The sequence below is a fragment of the Flavobacterium piscisymbiosum genome, from assembly GCF_020905295.1.
Lineage (GTDB): Bacteria > Bacteroidota > Bacteroidia > Flavobacteriales > Flavobacteriaceae > Flavobacterium > Flavobacterium piscisymbiosum.
The window spans coordinates 1,681,967-1,700,544 of the sequence record NZ_JAJJMM010000001.1 but is presented as its reverse complement, the minus strand read 5'-3'; the positions used below and the strand labels follow the sequence as shown (position 1 = coordinate 1,700,544).

The 18,578-nt window shown below is 33.9% G+C and carries 20 protein-coding genes; 14 read left to right on the top strand and 6 right to left on the bottom strand.

Annotated features, from left to right (window positions below; genetic code table 11):
* Positions 1-19: 19 nt before the first annotated feature.
* Together LNP81_RS07645 and LNP81_RS07640 are read right to left on the bottom strand one after the other, a co-directional pair.
* Positions 20-622, bottom strand: a complete 603-nt coding sequence (locus tag LNP81_RS07645) for a DUF937 domain-containing protein (RefSeq protein ID WP_230034726.1) — start codon at positions 620-622, stop codon at positions 20-22.
* Between the two features lie 274 nt (positions 623-896).
* Positions 897-1,397: a DUF456 domain-containing protein gene (locus LNP81_RS07640; protein WP_230034724.1), complete on the bottom strand. Its 501-nt coding sequence runs from the start codon at positions 1,395-1,397 to the stop codon at positions 897-899.
* A 49-nt stretch (positions 1,398-1,446) separates the two neighbouring features.
* Between LNP81_RS07640 and LNP81_RS07635 the strand changes: the two genes are divergently transcribed.
* Both LNP81_RS07635 and LNP81_RS07630 read left to right on the top strand, forming a co-directional pair.
* The gene (locus tag LNP81_RS07635; protein ID WP_230034722.1) at positions 1,447-1,830 is read left to right on the top strand and encodes a hypothetical protein; all 384 of its coding nucleotides are present in this window, start codon (positions 1,447-1,449) and stop codon (positions 1,828-1,830) included.
* Positions 1,831-1,877: 47 nt separating this feature from the next.
* Positions 1,878-2,363 carry a hypothetical protein gene (locus LNP81_RS07630; protein WP_230034720.1) on the top strand — a complete coding sequence of 162 codons (486 nt, stop codon included), beginning with the start codon at positions 1,878-1,880 and terminating at the stop codon, positions 2,361-2,363.
* 392 nt (positions 2,364-2,755) lie between these two features.
* Here the strand turns inward: LNP81_RS07630 and LNP81_RS07625 are convergent, their stop codons facing one another.
* Positions 2,756-3,859 carry a glycosyltransferase family 2 protein gene (locus LNP81_RS07625; protein ID WP_230034718.1) on the bottom strand — a complete coding sequence of 368 codons (1,104 nt, stop codon included), beginning with the start codon at positions 3,857-3,859 and terminating at the stop codon, positions 2,756-2,758.
* Positions 3,856-4,800, bottom strand: a complete 945-nt coding sequence (locus LNP81_RS07620) for a lysylphosphatidylglycerol synthase domain-containing protein (protein ID WP_230034716.1) — start codon at positions 4,798-4,800, stop codon at positions 3,856-3,858. The genes LNP81_RS07625 and LNP81_RS07620 overlap by 4 nt, the downstream gene beginning before the upstream one ends.
* A gap of 53 nt (positions 4,801-4,853) precedes the next feature.
* Between LNP81_RS07620 and LNP81_RS07615 the strand changes: the two genes are divergently transcribed.
* The 10 genes from LNP81_RS07615 to LNP81_RS07570 all read left to right on the top strand — a co-directional run bounded on the left by LNP81_RS07615 (position 4,854) and on the right by LNP81_RS07570 (position 11,039).
* On the top strand, positions 4,854-5,417 hold the full coding sequence (locus LNP81_RS07615; protein ID WP_230034714.1) for a hypothetical protein: 564 nt from the start codon (positions 4,854-4,856) through the stop codon (positions 5,415-5,417).
* Positions 5,418-5,462: 45 nt separating this feature from the next.
* Complete coding sequence (ruvC, locus tag LNP81_RS07610) at positions 5,463-6,017, top strand: crossover junction endodeoxyribonuclease RuvC (protein WP_089477758.1); 555 nt, start codon at positions 5,463-5,465, stop codon at positions 6,015-6,017.
* Positions 6,018-6,091: 74 nt separating this feature from the next.
* Entirely contained in the window at positions 6,092-6,463 is a 372-nt protein-coding gene (locus tag LNP81_RS07605) for a four helix bundle protein (protein WP_230034712.1), read from the top strand.
* Positions 6,464-6,585: 122 nt separating this feature from the next.
* Entirely contained in the window at positions 6,586-7,719 is a 1,134-nt protein-coding gene (gene hemW / locus LNP81_RS07600) for a radical SAM family heme chaperone HemW (protein WP_230034710.1), read from the top strand.
* Between the two features lie 122 nt (positions 7,720-7,841).
* Positions 7,842-8,219 (top strand): GxxExxY protein, encoded by a 378-nt coding sequence (locus LNP81_RS07595; RefSeq protein ID WP_230034708.1) that lies wholly within the window; start codon positions 7,842-7,844, stop codon positions 8,217-8,219.
* A 53-nt stretch (positions 8,220-8,272) separates the two neighbouring features.
* The gene (locus LNP81_RS07590; RefSeq protein WP_230034706.1) at positions 8,273-9,061 is read left to right on the top strand and encodes a cyclase family protein; all 789 of its coding nucleotides are present in this window, start codon (positions 8,273-8,275) and stop codon (positions 9,059-9,061) included.
* A gap of 55 nt (positions 9,062-9,116) precedes the next feature.
* Positions 9,117-9,515 (top strand): GNAT family N-acetyltransferase, encoded by a 399-nt coding sequence (locus LNP81_RS07585; protein ID WP_230034704.1) that lies wholly within the window; start codon positions 9,117-9,119, stop codon positions 9,513-9,515.
* Positions 9,512-9,862, top strand: coding sequence for a DUF4260 domain-containing protein (locus LNP81_RS07580; protein WP_230034702.1), 351 nt, complete (start codon positions 9,512-9,514; stop codon positions 9,860-9,862). The genes LNP81_RS07585 and LNP81_RS07580 overlap by 4 nt, the downstream gene beginning before the upstream one ends.
* 8 nt (positions 9,863-9,870) lie before the next feature.
* Complete coding sequence (locus LNP81_RS07575) at positions 9,871-10,242, top strand: MmcQ/YjbR family DNA-binding protein (protein ID WP_230034700.1); 372 nt, start codon at positions 9,871-9,873, stop codon at positions 10,240-10,242.
* 71 nt (positions 10,243-10,313) lie between these two features.
* Positions 10,314-11,039 (top strand): PH domain-containing protein, encoded by a 726-nt coding sequence (locus LNP81_RS07570; protein WP_230034699.1) that lies wholly within the window; start codon positions 10,314-10,316, stop codon positions 11,037-11,039.
* 144 nt (positions 11,040-11,183) lie between these two features.
* On the opposite strand, the gene LNP81_RS07565 is transcribed toward LNP81_RS07570, so the two are convergent.
* Entirely contained in the window at positions 11,184-12,284 is a 1,101-nt protein-coding gene (locus LNP81_RS07565; RefSeq protein WP_230034697.1) for a DUF4407 domain-containing protein, read from the bottom strand.
* 266 nt (positions 12,285-12,550) lie between these two features.
* Here LNP81_RS07565 and LNP81_RS07560 point away from each other — a divergent pair, with 266 nt between their 5' ends.
* Together LNP81_RS07560 and LNP81_RS07555 are read left to right on the top strand one after the other, a co-directional pair.
* Positions 12,551-15,361, top strand: coding sequence for a TonB-dependent receptor (locus LNP81_RS07560; RefSeq protein WP_230034695.1), 2,811 nt, complete (start codon positions 12,551-12,553; stop codon positions 15,359-15,361).
* A 74-nt stretch (positions 15,362-15,435) separates the two neighbouring features.
* Positions 15,436-16,491 carry a phytase gene (locus tag LNP81_RS07555; protein ID WP_230034693.1) on the top strand — a complete coding sequence of 352 codons (1,056 nt, stop codon included), beginning with the start codon at positions 15,436-15,438 and terminating at the stop codon, positions 16,489-16,491.
* A gap of 291 nt (positions 16,492-16,782) precedes the next feature.
* On the opposite strand, the gene pckA is transcribed toward LNP81_RS07555, so the two are convergent.
* The gene (gene pckA, locus LNP81_RS07550; RefSeq protein ID WP_230034691.1) at positions 16,783-18,387 is read right to left on the bottom strand and encodes a phosphoenolpyruvate carboxykinase (ATP); all 1,605 of its coding nucleotides are present in this window, start codon (positions 18,385-18,387) and stop codon (positions 16,783-16,785) included.
* Between the last annotated feature and the right edge of the window lie 191 nt (positions 18,388-18,578).

The window sequence follows — 18,578 nt, the reverse complement described above, 5'->3', positions numbered from 1 at the left end:
AAGATGGGATTTTTTTATTCTAGAAACTGAAAAAGTTATGTCCGAAAAGGGTGAAAATAGATCTTCCGATGGATTGGTTTTTTTCTTCGACTGATTCGTAACAGGAGAAACCAAGGATAATTTTGATTCCGGGAGGAATACTGTTTAAGATATCTCTTTTTTGATCGTCCAGAAGTAATTTTAGACTGTCTAACAATTGAAGATTGTTTTTAAGATATGAAGCAACTAATAAGGCTGAAAAGTTTAGAATCTCTCTGGCTGTTTCGCTTTTGATACCAACTTCGTTAGAAATCATTTCAGAAATTCTTCCTTTTTTATTGTTGAAAATTTCTTTCAGTAAATCGTTTCCTTCTAAGCGATAACAATCATCTACTGATAAAATGCGTCCTGATGCAAAATCGACTTCCTGATAAAAGGTTGAATCTTCCTGTATTTGCGAGACGACTCCCTGACAAAAATCCGATTCCTCGGCCCTATTGTACAAACCCATTAAAACTGTACCTATCGAAACATCAATTCCCTTTATTAAAAGTGCATCATTTTCAAAATAAAACTTGTTTAACTTTGAAACAACATTAGAAGAAATAAAACGTCTAAGTTCAATTTGTAGGTTTGGAGTCATACTTAAATGGTTTAAAATGTTATTTAAATCTATTCAAAATAACCGATAAAGTGAGGCTTTTTATCGTTTATCAGGATAAAAATATAAAATATTTTAACATTTCCAAAAAATAAGTTAAATACACGAGCGATCAATTAACAGTTGTTAAACAAAAAAAACTGCTCGTGTCAGTAAACATAACCCTTTAGTTATCAAATCAAAGTGAAATTATTTTTTTGTAAATATGCACTAAAAAACCAAAAAATAAGAAAAAAGCTTAATAAATGTTACATAATTAAAACAAAAGGTTTCGATATTCCCATGTTACACTCAAAAATATGCCTAGAAAAATAATACAAAACATAAAATTGATAAAACTCGAAGCCAAAAAACCAAGTAAAGATCCCGTTGCAGCTTTTAGTGCCCTTTTGTGATTTTTAGAATCATAAATTATTTCACCAACAAAAGCCCCCACAAAAGGACCAATAATAACTCCAAACGGTATAGGAGCAAAAATCCCAACGATTAAACCAATATTAGTTCCCCAAATTCCGTATGAACTTCCTCCAAATTTTTTGGTTCCTTTTGCCGGAATGACATAATCCAGCACCGTAATTATTATCGTGATTACAAGCGTAATACCGAGGATCCAATAATTATTCTCGACTGCTTTTGTCATGTATAGCAATAAAAGCCCCACCCAACAACTGGATAAACCGGGCAAGACAGGCAGGAAACTACCAAAAATACCGACGATCATGCATATAAAACCTAGCAACAACAATAGTAAATCCATATATTTTTTTGTAATTTTGCACTTACAAACTTTTCAGTAAAGCCAGTAAATGCGCAGACTTTTACAAATCGTATTTTTTATTTCTTTGATTATTTTAATCAATGATACCACTTATGCGCAAGTTAAAAAACTGTCTGTCGACGATCAATTAATTCAGGATAGCATTTATAAAAGTAATAAGAAAAAAGTTCTCAATTTTTCTATGAAAGAATTTGATACACTTTTCTTTGAATACTTTAATCGTAAAAATGATCCAAATGTTGTTTTAACCAGAAAAGATTTTTACAATTACACGGTTCAAATTGCTACATTTTCTGATCGCTTAGCTTCTTTATATCCTGACCAAAAAGAAGTTGCAGCGCAAAACAAAGAAAAATGGTTATCAGAAAGCTATGAAGATTATCTGCAATACAAAGCTTCTCAAAAAAAATAATCGTATTTTTATACCATAATCAATTTATTCAATTCAACATTAAAATCTTGAAGCAGTTTTTCCTTTTTTTAGTTCTCTTATCTTTCAATTCTTGTCAATATATTGACAAGCAGGTTCCGTCTGAAAAAGAGTTACTTCAAAAAGAATTAAAATCTATCAACTGGAAAGAAGTCGACGAATATCCATCGGTAGCAAATTGCGAAAAAATTGCCGACAAAAAACAACGCCAACAATGCTTTTTTGATGTAATGGCACAGCTTATTCAGCAAAAACTAGATATCGATACACTTTCTATACTATATCCGGAACTCGATACCATTCAGGTAAAAGTAACGGTTTTCCCTAACTCGACAATGAAATTCGAACCGCAATTTCCTAAAGATTCGGTTGCTTATGACACGATCAAAATCGATAGTATTCTACACGCCCGTTTAGTCGATTTCCCAAAAATAAATCCCGCCTTAAAACGCGGACTTCCGGTAAAAACTCAATTTATTTTGCCTGTTATTCTTAAAGAAAAAGGTAAAGAATAATTTACCATATAAGTGATATAAGTTCATTTAAATCTAGTTTCTCATCGTAATTTTTAGGAGCTGTTTCCTGCTGTTCCTTCCAATCTTTTGTGTCCGCTACGGCGAACAAAAAAGGATTTTTCCTCCCATCAGGGCTAGGCAATAGTTTTCATAATAAATTCTCACAATCTTGTCATCCTTGACGCAGGAAGGATCGCACAAGAAGCTCGACAAAGATTGCGGAATTACTTTACGGAGTTTCTTGTGCGATCCTTCGTACCTCAGGATTGACAAGATTGAAAATAGAAAAAAACACAAGAAAAAAATCCGCATAAATCCGCGTTTTTGCGAAGCAAATCTGTGTCATCCGTGTGCCATTTTAGCTTCCCTAAATAATCCCATAGTTTTGGAATTTATTTCCCAAATCTTCTTCCCTTCCATTCATAAGTTCCAAACAAGCTATACAAAGCTACAGTCGTGCTAAAAAAAGGATAAAATAAACTACTCAAGACTAAGCTTTTTATGCTGCTTTTACTCAGGAACTGATTCGTTTTATAAAGTAGAATATAGTCGATTACAAACTTAGAAAAAGCGAACAATACAAAAAGTGGATAAGGCCAAATCGCAAAAACACAAAACAAAAACACAATTACAAAACCCAGATTTCCAAAGAAAACAATGATTCCTAAAATTTTTCCGAAATTACTTTGGTACGAACTTGTTTTCGCCGCCCAACGCACTCTTTGATAAAATAAAGATTTCCAGTTTTCTGTTGGTTTTGTAGTTACGATTGCTTCTTCTGCTTTTAGATAATGAACTTTATCCGGAAATAAATTGGCTGCTTTTTGCAATAAAAAAACATCATCGCCACTGGCAATTTTATTATTTCCGTCAAATCCGCTTAGTTTTCCGAACAAAGATTTCGTGTAAGCAAAATTGGCTCCATTGCACATAAAAGCTTTGCCAAGTCCAAAACTTCCTATTGTTGCGCCTTGCAAACTTGTTAGATCCAATTGCTGAAAATGATCCAGAAACGAATTCTCACATTGGTACGTAACCGCGCCCGCAAGCATTGAAACATCATGTTGCTGAATATAATTATCAAATGTCAAAAGCCAATTTTCAGGCACCAAACAATCAGCATCTGTAGTAATGACCCAATTGGTTTTTACATGTTGCATTGCTGTAGCAATAGCATCTTTTTTAGGCGAATTCGAAGTACGAATATTATCGATAATGATAACTTGAAATTTGGAATTTAAAATTTGGAATTTTTCGAAAGAATTATCATCAACCAAAATCACTTCAAACAAATCATTTGGGTAATTAAGTTTTGAAAAACTCGATAAAAGATTCGGTAAATTCTCTGCTTCATTCCTGAACGGAACTATAATTGTAAAGCTCGTTTGCGGTTTTAGATCTATTTTTTGATAGTTTTTTACTTTGCTAAAACCATAAATAAGGAATGCGATCGTAATTACATAAATACTTAATATGGAAAATAAAACCAAAATCATTCTACAGGTTTCGTTTTAAAATTCAACACATAATAGGCTCCAATTACAACTGGCAAAACTACATTAAGAAACCACATCAAGGTGCTTATAAAAACTACAATCCATTCGTTTACGCCCAATTTTTCGAAGAAAAAAATGGCAACACTTCCTTTTACCGCAAAATCCAAAAACTGAAAAGTAGGTAATGATGAAGCTAAAAAGTAAACGACAGCAATGGTAGAAATAAGTGTAAAATAAGGCAAATCGACATCAAAAGCCAAAAACAAAAAGTAATATTGATGGGAGAAAACCAAATAACGCAAAACGCCTAAAAGAATATTTTTACGATGAATTGGTTTTGGAATTTCATTGATCTTATGCACTAATTTCTCGATCGAATATCCTTTGATTTTTATTTTCTTTAGTGAAAACAAAACAATCAAAAGCAATACAAAACCTCCAAACAAAATTGCAACCGTTTGAGTTGTAATGACCTCATATTTTGCATTGAAATACATCAACCCAAAAAGCCCAAAAATAACAGTTAAAACCATTTGGATTCCGTTGCAAATCAAGTTCAGGAAAATCACATTTTTTGCTTCAGATTTCGGATAGAATAATGCTTTTCCTGCGTACTCTCCTACTCCATTTGGTGTAAAAATTCCTGCCGTTAGTGCCGCCAGAACTTGTTTTGTAGCTTCTCCTAACGAAATTTCGTGAATGACTTTGGCAAGATTCTGCCATTTCAAAATCTCGAAATAACGATTCAAAACACTCAAAAGCAAAATAAACGCAATCCCTAAAACCGATTGATTTTTACGGAACAGCGTAATAAACTTTTGCCAGTCGAGTTTGTCATTGTTCGCCAACTGATTATAAATAAAGTAAAATGCGCCACCTACAATCAAAAGTTTGATCAGAAGAACAAGGAATTGCTTAGCTTTGTGAGGAATTGAAATCATGTCGCAAAAGTAATCAATTTGAAAATGTGGCAATTTTAAAATTAGAAAATGAAATGTCAGATTCAGTAAATAAAGAGCGTGCCGTAATTAGCTCACTAATAAATCATCATTTTTGTATAGAAAATGCATCACAAAACTCCATATTGGAGGTGCTAAACTCATCAAATACTGAAGTTAAAGAACTTGGCAAACAATTTGACTGGGATTTTTTATCAGATGAAAATTCAAAAAACACCACAAAACCATTTATTCTATTTAATGAAGTTAATAAATGGAGTTATCTAATCTGGAATGTCTGGGATTTTGAAGAAACAAAACAAATGACTTTATTTCTTTCAAAAAAACTGAATACAACTGTTTATTATTTTTTCGTAGATCCCTGGATAGCTACTTGTAGATGGGTTTTGGCAGATAATGGAAATCTCCTGACATCCTATTATGAAAGTCATGGTAGCATTTTAGATAATGATGGTAATTCTGAAAAAGGAAAAATATTAAACCCGGAAGATGATTTTGAAAGTAAATTTTGGAACATATACAACAGTCTTTGTCCATCAATAGAAGTACTGAATAAAGAACAAAATGTAACATTAACAAAGGGATATTTAAGCCGATAAGCTTCAACCTGAAACTTGAAACTTGAAACCTGAAACAAAAAACACTTGACAAAAGAACGCATCATATTAGGCATCGACCCCGGAACGACGATTATGGGTTTTGGATTGATTAAGGTCATCAATAAAAAAATGGAGTTTTTGCAATTGAACGAATTGCAACTTTCCAAATACGACAATCATTACCAAAAACTAAAAATCATTTTTGAGCGTACCATCGAATTAATCGAAACACACCATCCTGACGAAATTGCTATTGAAGCTCCTTTCTTTGGTAAAAACGTACAATCGATGCTAAAATTGGGACGTGCTCAAGGCGTGGCAATGGCAGCAGGACTTTCGAGAGATATTCCTATTACCGAGTACGAACCTAAAAAAATAAAAATGGCCATTACCGGAAACGGAAATGCCAGTAAAGAGCAAGTAGCTAAAATGCTCCAACAACTTTTAGGCTTAAAAGAATTACCAAAAAATCTGGATTCAACAGATGGTTTGGCAGCTGCAGTTTGTCATTTCTTTAATTCAGGCAAAATAGTTGCCGGAAAAAGTTATACAGGCTGGGATGCTTTTGTAAAACAAAACGAAGATAAAGTTAGAAAATAGTGTTCAGTAATCAGTTTTTTAGTGATCAGTTTATAGATTATCTAAAAAGTGATCAGTTTTTAAAATAATACATAATGACATTCCACGATTTGTTCGCTTATAAAAAATCTTTTTCCTTAGCAATGAAAATATTTGATATTACAAAATCATTTCCTAAAGAAGAAATCTATTCACTAACGGATCAAATGAGGCGCTCTTCACGAAGTGTACCCGTAACTATTGCTGAAGCTTACCGAAAAAGAATCTATCCTAAACACTTTTATAGCAAGTTAACTGATTCTGATGGAGAAAATTCTGAAACACAAGTTTGGTTAGAATTTGCTTTTGCTTGTAAATACATTTCTAATGATTCATATCAAGAACTTCTAGCCGAAAGTACTGAAATAGGAAAACTAATTAATTACATGCTTTTAAATCCTGAAAAATTTGGAGTCAAAAAGGAGTAAGCAGTATTCTGTTTTTTAGTATTCAATATTTTGACAATTCAAAAACTGAAAACTAAAAGGCTGAACACTGAATACTTTTCTAATAACTGAACACTAAAAACCTGAACACTGAACACTATAAAATGAGCGGTATCTACATTCATATTCCTTTTTGCAAGCAGGCTTGCCATTATTGCGACTTTCATTTTTCGACTTCGATGAAAAAGAAAGACGATATGGTTTTGGCTTTAGCCAAAGAAATTGTCATGCGTAAAAATGAGTTTTCAACTGAAATTGTAGAAACTATATATTTTGGCGGTGGAACTCCTTCGGTATTATCAAATAACGAAATAAACTTTTTAATTGCTGAAGTTTATAAAAATTATAAAGTGGTTGAAAATCCTGAAATAACGCTCGAAGCAAATCCGGATGATTTGTCTACAGAACGAATTTTCGAATTATCCAAAAGCCAAATTAATCGTTTAAGCATAGGGATTCAGTCTTTTTATGAAGAAGATTTGCAGCTGATGAATCGAGCTCATAATTCGGCGGAAGCCATAAATTGCTTGACAGAAGCGACCAAATACTTTGATAATATTTCACTCGATTTAATTTACGGAATTCCAGGATTAACAGATGAAATGTGGAAGAAAAATATTGAAACGGCATTGTCCTTTGGTATTCCTCATATTTCGAGTTATGCTTTGACCGTTGAACCCAAAACAGCTTTAAGAAAACTAATCGATACCGGAAAAATTGCTGAACCACAAGACGAAGTCGCTTCAAATCACTTTATGATTTTGGTGGAAACGCTTCAAAAAAATGGTTTCATTCATTATGAATTATCGAATTTTGGGAAAGAAGGTTATTTCTCTAAAAACAATTCGGCGTATTGGTTGGGTAAAAAATATATCGGAATTGGTCCTTCAGCACATAGCTATGATGGCGAAAAAAGAGGCTGGAATATTGCCAATAATTCTCTTTACTTAAAATCAATTCAGAACGATGAACTTCCATTAGAAACTGAAACCCTTACTATTTCTGATCGTTATAATGAATATATTATGACAGGATTACGAACCATTTGGGGAGTTTCATTAGAACGAATTGAAACTGAATTTGGTTTGGAATATCTTGATTATCTCAAAAAACAAAGCCAGAAATTCTTAAACGACGATTTACTTTCGATAGAAAACAACATTCTAAAACCAACCGCAAAAGGAAAATTTTTAACGGATGGAATTGCCTCAGATTTATTTTATCTAAATTTGGAATGAGAGCTTAACCGCAAGGTTCGCTAAGGTTTACGCAAAGAACGCTATTTATTTTTTTGTAGGAATAAATTTATATAATATTTTAAATACTACACTTGAGTTTTTAATTCTTAAAATTAATACTCATGTCAGAAAATGAATTATCACGAATTGTTTTTGATTGCGCCTTAAAAGTTCATCAAACTTTAGGTCCTGGACTTTTAGAAAGTGCTTATGAAGAATGCCTTTTTTACGAATTAAAAAAATCCGGTTTAGCAATTGAAAAGCAAAAACCGCTCCCTTTAATTTACGAAGAAATAAAATTAGATATTGGTTATAGATTAGATATTATAATTGAAAATAAATTAATTTTGGAAATAAAATCGGTTGACGCTTTAAATGAAATCCATTTCGCTCAACTATTAACTTATTTAAAATTAACAAATTGCAAATTAGGCTTATTAATAAATTTTAATGTAGCTCTAATAAAAAACGGCATTAGAAGAATTGTAAACAATCTTTAAAAAAAACTTTGCGCCCTTTGCGTAAACCTTAGCGAACCTTGCGGTTAAATAATATGTTAGCAAAAATCAACAACTTCGAAATAGACTTATCAAAACCCATTGATATCTCGATTCCGTTAACGAATACAGACGAAAATCCGATTGCGTGGTATATTGAAAAACCGGTTATCGAACCTGTAGTTTTTGGAGATTGGATTGGGAAAGTTTCTGAAGGAAAATCATCGACGAATTTCAACAATATTTTCTTCAATCCGCATGGGCACGGAACGCATACGGAATGTTTAGGACATATTACGAATGATTTTTACAGTATTAATCAAACGTTGAAACAGTTTTTCTTTTTTGCCAAGCTGATAACGGTTGAGCCTGAAAAAGTTGGAGATGATTTGGTGATTACGAAAGATCACATTTCGACTTCGCTGAATGGGACAAATGCTTCGACTCCGCTCAGCAAGACAGAAGCTATTATTATCAGAACACTTCCAAACAAAAAAGAAAAAAAGTCACGAAAATACTCGAATACCAATCCGCCTTATTTGTCTGAGGAAGCAGCGGTTTTCATCCGCGAAAGCGAAATTCAGCATTTACTGATCGATCTGCCAAGTGTTGACAAAGAGCATGACGAAGGAAAATTATTGGCACACAAAGCATTTTGGAATGTAAAAGATACTTTAAACCTAAATACTGATGCCAGATTGAATGCAACAATCACTGAAATGATTTACGTTCCGGACGAAATTGAAGATGGAAATTACATCCTAAATCTTCAAATCGCTTCGTTTGAAAATGACGCAAGTCCGAGCAAACCTTTATTATTTAAAATTTTAGAATGTAGATTTTAGATTTCTACATCTGCAAAAAAATCTGAAATCTGAACTCTAAAATCTAAAATTAATTATGATTACCGTTTCAACAGATAAAACTAAACTTGACGTTCCGTTCATACAAAATTTTCTCAAAGATATTTACTGGGCTGCAGGTCGAACGATCGAAGAAGTGCAGACAACAATTGATGCTTCGGTTTGTTTTGGAATTTATCTGAACGATAAACAAATTGGTTTTGCGAGAGTCATTACAGATTACGTCGTTTTTGGTTATGTAATGGATGTGTTTATTAGTGAAGAACATCGTGGAAAAGGATATTCGTCTATTTTAATCGAAAATATGATGAACGAACCCATTCTTAAAAACATTCAAATTTGGAGATTAGCGACAACCGATGCACACTTTTTATATCGTAAATTTGGTTTTACAGAATTGAAACATCCTGAAAAAATGATGGAAAAAAAACTATGAAAACAATAATCAAACTCGAAGAAGCGGCTTTATTTATCCTCGGAATCTTTTTATTCAACCGTTTAAATTTTGAATGGTGGTGGTTTTTAGTATTGATTTTAGCTCCGGATTTATCTATGTTGGGTTATCTTTTTGGCAACAAAAGCGGTGCGTTTTTTTACAACATATTCCATCATAAAGGAATTGCGCTTTTAATTTATGCTTTAGGATATTATTTAGGTATTGAAACGATTCAGTTAGCCGGAATTATTTTATTTTCACATTCTGCAATGGATCGGATTTTTGGTTACGGGTTAAAATATGAAAAGGGTTTTAAATACACGCATTTAGGTGAAATTGGTAAATAAGAAATAATATGAATCTGGAAACGTATTACGAATATTGTCTTTCGAAAAAAGGTGTCAGCGAACATTTTCCTTTTGATGAAGATACTTTAGTGTTTAAAGTGGGCGGAAAAATGTTTGCTTTATCCTCACTTTCTCAGTGGGAGAAAAACGAACCTTCGGTAAATTTAAAATGTGATCCTGAACGTGCACAGGAACTGAGAGCAGAATATGACGAGATAAAACCAGGTTTCCATATGAGCAAAGTACACTGGAATACGATTGCTTTAAACGGAAATTTATCCAACAATTTGGTCAAAGAATTAATCGATCATTCGTATGAATTGGTTTTCAAAAGTTTGACAAAGAAAATTCAGAATGAAATTATTGAATTAGAAAATTAGGCATTACATTTGCATCGTAAGAAAAAAACTTAGCAACTTAGTTACTAGATAACTTAGCAACTTATAAAAATATGAAAGAACAATTTAAAAAATTTCTGAACGAAGAACAAGATCCAAAAGCGATTGAAAAAATCACTTCAAAACTCCATGATTTATTGATGAAAGGTGAAGAAATTGGATATATTGCCGTTCAAAAAAAACCGGCAATTACTGTTTTTCCTGATAGTATTGTATTAACAAACAAACGAATCATTATTTGTCAGCCTAAAAATTTAGGTCTTTCAATGGATTTTACAGATTATACTTGGGATAATGTTGCGGGTGCTTTTGTAAAAGAAAACATTTTAGGTTCAGAATTTTCATTTAATACCAATACTGATTTATCAATTTCGATTGATTACATTCCGAAAATTCAGGCGAGAAAAATTTACACTTACGCTAAAGAACAATTAGATCTAATAAAAAATCCTATTGTTGCCGAAACGCAAATCGTAGAAACTGCACAAGTTATTGAGGAAGAAGATGATCTTGAAGATGAAGTCGAAGAAGTTGAAGAAGTTGAAACAGAAGAAGTAACCAATTATGCTGAAATCATGCCGGCTACTACTCCATCTTATACAGAAACTTATGAGCCAATTCAGCCCGCACAACCTGCAACAGGAGATCGTAAATTAAGTGATTTATCTAAAGAAGAACTTTTTGATAAATTACAGAATTATAAAAAATTACTTGATAACGGTTTAATCATGCAAGGTGAATATGATGCTTACAAAAAAGAAATATTGAGCTATATGTAAAAATCTTCCTTAACCGCAAGGAGCGCAAGGATTTTACGCAAGGTTCGCAAAGAAAAAAACCATCAGTTTCATAGCTGATGGTTTTTCTTTTATATAAACTTGCGAACTTTGCGCATTCCTTTGCGCTCCTTGCGGTTAAGCCCTTTACAAAGTTGCTTTCTGTTTTTCTACAAAACTATGTGATTGCAGTTCTAATAACTCCGTTGCATTTTTACGCTGTAAATCGTACAGGCTTTTATCTTCGGCGATATCAGCATAAACTTTATCATGCATTTGGGCGCTGGTTTTTACCAATAAATCACGTTGATATTTGTTTTGTGTCAAAGTTGCTTTCATGGCAGTTTCGGCTTCTTCTTGCTTGAAATCGAATTCGCCTTTTGGAGCTAAAAGCTTTGCAATAATTGGAGAGGTTTCGATCGCCAAAAATAACAGCATAATAAAGAATGACGGCAGCCATGGCAATTTATCCAAGGCATTAATACGCGCCATTAGTCCGTCAAAACCTTCAATGATGGGCTGTGTTTGCGATACTTTTTTATCTAAATCAGCTTGCAATTGTTTGCCTGTTTTTTCTTTGTCGGCAATTTTAGCTTCATTTGTCGCTTTTAGGGTTTCAAATTCTTTTAATGCCGCATCGTGTTTTTCTCTCTTCTCTTTATAAACTGGACCTTTCCCGAGTTTTTTAGTTCCGGTAGTTCCTTCAGCCTCTGTGATATAAGTAGAATAAAGTGCATTTACTTCTTTCTCTTTATTCACAATATCTGTTTTTAAAGCCGCAATCTCAGCCTTATTTTTATCTAAATCTGATTTGAAATAATTACCAACTTGTTTTTTGTTGGCCAATTCCATTTCGTTTTTTTCTTTCAATAAAACAGTATTAATTTCTTTTTCGAAAATTTTAATCTCCAAAGGTTTCGAAATTACGATAGCAATAATAACCGCCAACATTATTCTGGGTGTTGCTTGTAGAAATTCATCAAAAAAACGATCTCTTTTTTTAATCGTAGAAACAATAAATCGGTCCAGATTAAAAATCAGTAAACTCCAGACAAACCCAAAAGCTATCGCCGGATAAATAGAGTCGAAAACAGTAAAAAGCGCATAAGCACTGGCTAAAAAAGCCATAACGGCGGTAAAGAAAACGGTGGCGCCAATACCAACATATTTGGTTTGTTCGCCTTCTGAGCAACCTTCGAGCAGGTCACGATCAGCTCCTGAACACAGGATAAAAAATTGTTTTAACATGATTGATGATTTTTGATTGATGATTACTTCGTCAGTTCGCCCTTCAGGCTCGTGTGATAAGGCAAATTTAGCGCCAAAAATTTAATTCTGTGTTAAATAGTTGATTTGTTTTATGTTGTGCTTATAAAAATTCCTTTTTTATTAAATGTTATTTTAACATTAATCTATTTCTAATCTTGGGAAGGAATCATAACACTATGTTAATTTTTTCGAACGTCTTTAGTAACATTAAGGTTCTAGATTCGCAGAAAATCAAACTAAACACAATGAAAAAAATTTATTTAGTAGTAACATTCATGCTATTAGCCTTTTCGGGTTATGCCCAAAAAGCCATAATTTCAGGAAAAATTTTAGATATTGATGACAAGCTTCCTTTACCGGGAGCCATGATTCAAATTGTTGGTGAAAACAAATACACGGTTTCAGATTACAACGGTCGTTTTGAATTATTAAACATCAATGTTGGAACGTATAAAGTAGAAGTAAAATATATAGGATATACCGCCATTACACAGGAAATCACTGTAGAACAAGGCAAGAATAACGTGATCGATTTTGCTCTTAAAACTTCAGGAACTGAATTGAACGAAGTGGTTGTTGGAGACATCCTGAAAGGTCAGGCCAAAGCGTTGAACCAGCAAAAAAACAGTAAAAATATCGGAAACATCATTTCATCTGATCAAATGGGTCGTTTTCCGGATGCTAACGTTGGAGACGCTTTAAAACGTGTTCCGGGTATCACTATGCAAAATGATCAGGGTGAAGCGCGTAACATTATTATTAGAGGTTTGGCTCCGTCTTTGAACTCGGTAACTTTAAATGGTGACCGAATTCCATCTGCAGAAGGAGACAACAGAAACGTTCAAATGGATTTAATTCCGTCTGATATGATTTCGACTATCGAAGTAAACAAAACACTGACTTCAGACATGGATGCTGATGCAATTGGAGGTTCTGTAAATTTAGTAACCAGAGCGACTCCAAATGGCGAAAGAATCTCTGCAACGGTTGCGGGTGGTTATATGCCAATTCGTGAGCACGCTACTTATACAGCTGGATTAGTGTACGGAAATCGTTTTTTAGATAATAAATTGGGAGCAGTTTTTAGCGGATCGTATAATAACGTAAACTACGGTTCTGATAATATCGAAAACGAATGGGTAAAAGATGAATTCGGGAATGAATATCTGCAAGCTTCAGAAATTAGAAAATATGATGTACAGCGTATTCGCCGTAGCGGATCTGTAGCTTTAGATTATAAATTTGACGAAAATAATACCATTTTTGCCAATGCCATTTATAACTGGAGAGACGACAGAGAAAACCGTTTTAGAACTACTTATGATGATATCGAACCTATTTATAATGGTGAACAAATTACAGGTTTTGAAGGTCGTGTAAAACGTCAGACAAAAGGTGGAGTTGATAATGATCGTAATAAAAACAGAAGATTAGAAGATCAACGTGTTCAGAATTATTCTATTCGAGGAGAACATTTAATCAACTCTAAATTAGATTTAGACTGGTCAGCGAATTATGCAAAAGCAAGAGAATATCGTCCACAGGAACGTTACATCGAATACCGTCAGAAAGGTCTTGAAATGATGGAAGATTTATCTGATATCAGATTTCCGCTAATGACAACTGTTGGAGAATCTACAGATGAATTCAAATTTGACTCCGTTACAGAAAACACAGATGAAACGAGCGAAAGCGAATTTGGCGCAAAAGTTAATATTCGTTTTCCTTTCAGCATTATTCCATCTGAAAAAGGAAGATTAAGAACAGGACTTAGACTTCGATTGAAAGAAAAAGAAAGAAATAATATGTTCTATTCTTACGAGCCAATCAACGACGGAATCGAATTATTATCTGAAGTTCCAAACAGTTATTATGATGGAAAAAACTTTAATCCTGGTAGCAAATATGTTCCCGGAGCTTTCGCTTCTGCAAGCTTTTTAGGAAGTTTAGATTTAAACAATTCAACGCTATTTGATAAAACATCAGATCCTGCAGAATATTTAGCGGTTAATTATAATGCAAAAGAAAGTATTTATGCTGCCTATGTAAGATGGGATCAGGATTTTAACGATAAGCTATCTATGGTTTTAGGTTTCAGAGTCGAAAACACTCATATTGATTACACCGGAAACCGCGTTTTAGATGAAGAAGAATTAGAAAGCCAAATCAACACAAAAAACTCTTATACTAATTTATTACCAAGTATCTCTTTGCAATATAATGCTACAAAAGATTTAGTTTTAAGAGCCGCTGTTACAACCGCTTTGGCAAGACCTAACTATTATGCATTAGCTCCTTATGTAAACAATATTGCTGCTGATAAAGAAATCACTGCAGGAAATCCTGATCTTGAGGCCACTTACTCTTACAACTATGATTTCATGGCCGAGAATTATTTCAAATCTGTTGGTTTAATTTCTGGAGGAGTTTTCTACAAAAAATTAGATAATTTCATTTACAATTATAGCGACAATCAATACGATGCCGCGAAATTTGCTGCTGATTTTCCTAACCAAACCAACCCAATTCCGGCAGGAGAAAACTGGTCATTTTTACAATCAAGAAACGGAGATACAGTTGACGTTTATGGTTTCGAAGTTGCTTTTCAACGTCAGTTAGATTTCCTTCCGGGGAAATTCCTTAAAGGATTTGGTATCTATTTGAATTACACTTACACAAAATCTAAAGCAAAAGGAATTGCTGACGAAGACGGAAACGAGAGAAACAACATAAGTCTTCCGGGAACAACGCCACATATGTTTAATGGATCTTTATCTTGGGAAAACAAACGTTTTTCTGCCAGAGTTTCGACCAATTTCACTTCAGATTATTTAGATGAATTGGGTTCAGAATCTTATAAAGACAGTTACTACGACAAACAATTTTTCTTAGATGCTAATGCTTCTTACAAGATTACACCAAAACTTCGTCTTTTTGCCGAAGCCAACAATTTAACTAACCAGCCTTTACGCTACTATCAAGGAGTTGAGGCGCATACCAAACAAGCAGAGTACTATCAGGCCCGATATAATTTTGGTTTGAAACTTGACTTGTAATAATCAATTTATAAAATTCTTAAATTAGACAGAACTTAGCGGTTCTGTCTCGTTTTATTAAAATGAAATCCATAATGAAAAATAAATCCATAATAGCATTTTTACTTTTAAGTACTTTATTCATAGCTTGTAAAGATGATAAACTTGCTCCAATTGCTGCAAATGCAGTAAAACCAACCGTTGTTACCGAAGCTTTACCTCACGACACAGACGATCCTTCGATCTGGATTCATCCAACAGATGCTTCTAAAAGTATTATTGTAGGAACAGATAAAGATACCGATGGTGGTTTGTATGCTTTTGATTTAAAAGGGAAAACCGTTGCAAAATCAGAAGTTTTAAAACGCCCGAATAATGTTGATATCGCTTACGGTTTAGTAATCGACGGAAAAAAAGTTGACGTTGCCGTAACCACAGAACGCGAATCAAACAAAATAAGAATCTTTAGTTTGCCAGATCTAAAAGCAATTGATAACGGCGGAATTTCTGTTTTTGATGGAGAAGAATTACGTGACCCCATGGGAATTGCTTTGTACACAAGAAAAAGCGATGGAAAAATATTTGCTGTCGTAGGCAGAAAATCAGGACCATCAGGAAGTTATTTATGGCAATATGAACTTTCAGGAAACGGGAAATTTGCTACAGCAAAAGTGGTTAGAAAATTTGGCGCTTATAGCGGAAAGAAAGAAATCGAAGCGATTGCGGTTGATAATGAATTGGGAACAATTTTATATTGCGACGAACAATTCGGAATCAGAAAATACAAAGCCGATCCTGCTTTAAACGATAATAAAGAAATGGCTCTTTTTGGAAAAACTGGTTTTAAAGCCGATAATGAGGGAATTGCCATTTACAAAAAAACAGATTCTACTGGATATATTTTAGTATCGAACCAGCAAGCAAATACTTTTATGGTCTATCCAAGAGAAGGTGCAAAAGGTAATCCGAACGATTATCCTTTGTTAGCAGAAATTCCAACATCAACAATAGAATGCGATGGTGCCGATGTTACCAGCGTAAATTTAGGAGGAAACTTCAAAAACGGACTTTTCGTAGCCATGAGCAACGGAATGACTTTTCATTATTACGCCTGGGATTTAATGCAAAAACGTATCGACGCTAAGAAATAGTATTCAGTTTTCAGTTTTCAGTCGCAGTCGCAGTTTTCAGTTTCTTAACTGTGAGTTAAAACAAAAACTAAGCCCCCGATTTGTCAGGCTGAGCGAAGTCGAAGCCCCGCAGCGTAAAGCCGCAAACTAAATCACATTTTCAATGCGTCAAAAAGCGAAGTCGAATTGCTTTGCGTGGGCTTCGACTTCGCTCAGCCTGACATAACAATACTACATTTCAAAATTTTCATAGAAAACAAAAAAGCTGTTCATCACTGAACAGCTTTTTTTAGTTTGAATTAGTAATCTTCCTTATTCTGTAATCGGTGCGCCGGCTAAAATTTCAGCATTGGCAAACTCTTCAAATTTGGCGAAATTCGCTTTGAATTTCTGCGCTAATTCTAATGCTTTTTTATCGTATAACTCAGGATCTTCCCAAGTATTTCTAGGATTTAAAATTTCAGTTGGAACGTTAGGGCAAGATTGTGGTTTTGCGATTCCAAATACTGCATGATTTTTATATTCTACATTGTCCAATTCTCCGTTTAATGCAGCGGTAATCATGGCACGGGTATATTTTAGTTTCATACGCGTTCCTGTTCCGTATGCTCCGCCTGTCCAACCTGTATTGATCAACCAAACTTTTACGTCTGCGTCTTTCATTTTCTTGGTTAGCATTTCGGCATAACGTGTTGGGTGTAATGGCATAAATGGTGCTCCAAAACAAGCCGAGAAATTAGGTTGTGGTTCTGTAACTCCTGCCTCTGTTCCTGCAACTTTTGCTGTATATCCTGAGATAAAATGGTACGCCGCCTGACCCGGAGTTAATTTTGAGATTGGAGGCAAAATTCCGAAAGAATCTGCCGTTAAGAAAAATATATTTTTAGGATTGTGCCCGATAGAACCAGGCTGAATATTATCGATATGTGTTATTGGGTAACTTACACGTGTATTTTGAGTGATGGAAACATCATCATAATCTACTTCGTTTGTTCCCGGTTTGAAAACCACATTTTCTAACAACGCTCCTTTTTTGATCGCTCTAAAAATGTCCGGTTCGTTTTCTTCGGTTAAATTGATCACTTTTGCGTAGCAACCTCCTTCAAAATTAAAAACCGTATTTTCTGCTGTCCAGCCGTGTTCATCGTCTCCAATTAACTTACGGGCAGGATCTGCTGATAAAGTTGTTTTTCCTGTTCCTGATAATCCAAAGAAAATAGCAGTATCTCCGGCTTCACCCACATTGGCACTGCAATGCATTGGTAATGTATTTTCGAAAACCGGTAAGATGAAGTTTAAAGCAGAGAAAATCCCTTTTTTCATTTCTCCTGTATAACCCGTTCCTCCAATAAGTGCTATTTTTTTAGTAAAATCTAAAATAGCAAAATTAGACTGGCGTGTACCGTCTACAGCAGGATCTGCCATAAAACTTGGAGCACAAACTACTGTCCATTCCGGAGTAAAATTTGCAAGTTCAGATTCTTCTGGTCTTAAGAACATATTGTAGCAAAACAAATTCGACCAGGCCGTTTCTGTAACAACACGAACATTTAATCTATAATTAGGATCAGAACAAACATAAGAATCGCGAACGAAAACTTCTTTGTTTGATAAAAACTGAGTTACCTTATTATACAATTTTTCAAAAGCTGTTGGGTCAAAAGGAATATTTACATTTCCCCACCAAACTTTATCCTCTGTAATACTATCTTTTACAATAAAACGATCCTGCGGAGAACGCCCTGTAAATTCACCTGTATTAATTGCCAATGCGCCTGTAGAATTCTCGACACCTTGGCCTGATTGCAAAGTGATCGCATGCAATTCATCAGCAGATAATTGGTAACGAACTTTTGCATTTTCAATTCCTAAGTCATTTAACGAAATCGATTGCGAGAAAACTGTGTGACTGTCCATAAATTTTAAGTTGTGTGTGATATTTAGTAAGAAGCAAAATTACAGATTTATTATTAATCCTTTAAAAAAAATTAAATTTTACTTTTATTTATATTAATAAAGTAAAAATTGACCTTTAAAATCAATAAAATAAAAAAATAACGGCTTCAAATTTGCTTTCTTATAATCTATTAAATGAATTTGTTATATTA

What these genes read in the sequence shown, in the direction of transcription:
- LNP81_RS07645 (WP_230034726.1), bottom strand. Translation starts at nt 622, where the DNA reads ATGACTCCAAACCTACAAATTGAACTTAGACGTTTTATTTCTTCTAAT.
- LNP81_RS07640 (WP_230034724.1), bottom strand. Translation starts at nt 1,397, where the DNA reads ATGGATTTACTATTGTTGTTGCTAGGTTTTATATGCATGATCGTCGGT.
- LNP81_RS07635 (WP_230034722.1), top strand. Translation starts at nt 1,447, where the DNA reads ATGCGCAGACTTTTACAAATCGTATTTTTTATTTCTTTGATTATTTTA.
- LNP81_RS07625 (WP_230034718.1), bottom strand. Translation starts at nt 3,859, where the DNA reads ATGATTTTGGTTTTATTTTCCATATTAAGTATTTATGTAATTACGATC.
- LNP81_RS07620 (WP_230034716.1), bottom strand. Translation starts at nt 4,800, where the DNA reads ATGATTTCAATTCCTCACAAAGCTAAGCAATTCCTTGTTCTTCTGATC.
- LNP81_RS07615 (WP_230034714.1), top strand. Translation starts at nt 4,854, where the DNA reads ATGTCAGATTCAGTAAATAAAGAGCGTGCCGTAATTAGCTCACTAATA.
- LNP81_RS07605 (WP_230034712.1), top strand. Translation starts at nt 6,092, where the DNA reads ATGACATTCCACGATTTGTTCGCTTATAAAAAATCTTTTTCCTTAGCA.
- hemW (WP_230034710.1), top strand. Translation starts at nt 6,586, where the DNA reads ATGAGCGGTATCTACATTCATATTCCTTTTTGCAAGCAGGCTTGCCAT.
- LNP81_RS07595 (WP_230034708.1), top strand. Translation starts at nt 7,842, where the DNA reads ATGTCAGAAAATGAATTATCACGAATTGTTTTTGATTGCGCCTTAAAA.
- LNP81_RS07590 (WP_230034706.1), top strand. Translation starts at nt 8,273, where the DNA reads ATGTTAGCAAAAATCAACAACTTCGAAATAGACTTATCAAAACCCATT.
- LNP81_RS07585 (WP_230034704.1), top strand. Translation starts at nt 9,117, where the DNA reads ATGATTACCGTTTCAACAGATAAAACTAAACTTGACGTTCCGTTCATA.
- LNP81_RS07580 (WP_230034702.1), top strand. Translation starts at nt 9,512, where the DNA reads ATGAAAACAATAATCAAACTCGAAGAAGCGGCTTTATTTATCCTCGGA.
- LNP81_RS07575 (WP_230034700.1), top strand. Translation starts at nt 9,871, where the DNA reads ATGAATCTGGAAACGTATTACGAATATTGTCTTTCGAAAAAAGGTGTC.
- LNP81_RS07570 (WP_230034699.1), top strand. Translation starts at nt 10,314, where the DNA reads ATGAAAGAACAATTTAAAAAATTTCTGAACGAAGAACAAGATCCAAAA.
- LNP81_RS07565 (WP_230034697.1), bottom strand. Translation starts at nt 12,284, where the DNA reads ATGTTAAAACAATTTTTTATCCTGTGTTCAGGAGCTGATCGTGACCTG.
- LNP81_RS07560 (WP_230034695.1), top strand. Translation starts at nt 12,551, where the DNA reads ATGAAAAAAATTTATTTAGTAGTAACATTCATGCTATTAGCCTTTTCG.
- LNP81_RS07555 (WP_230034693.1), top strand. Translation starts at nt 15,436, where the DNA reads ATGAAAAATAAATCCATAATAGCATTTTTACTTTTAAGTACTTTATTC.
- pckA (WP_230034691.1), bottom strand. Translation starts at nt 18,387, where the DNA reads ATGGACAGTCACACAGTTTTCTCGCAATCGATTTCGTTAAATGACTTA.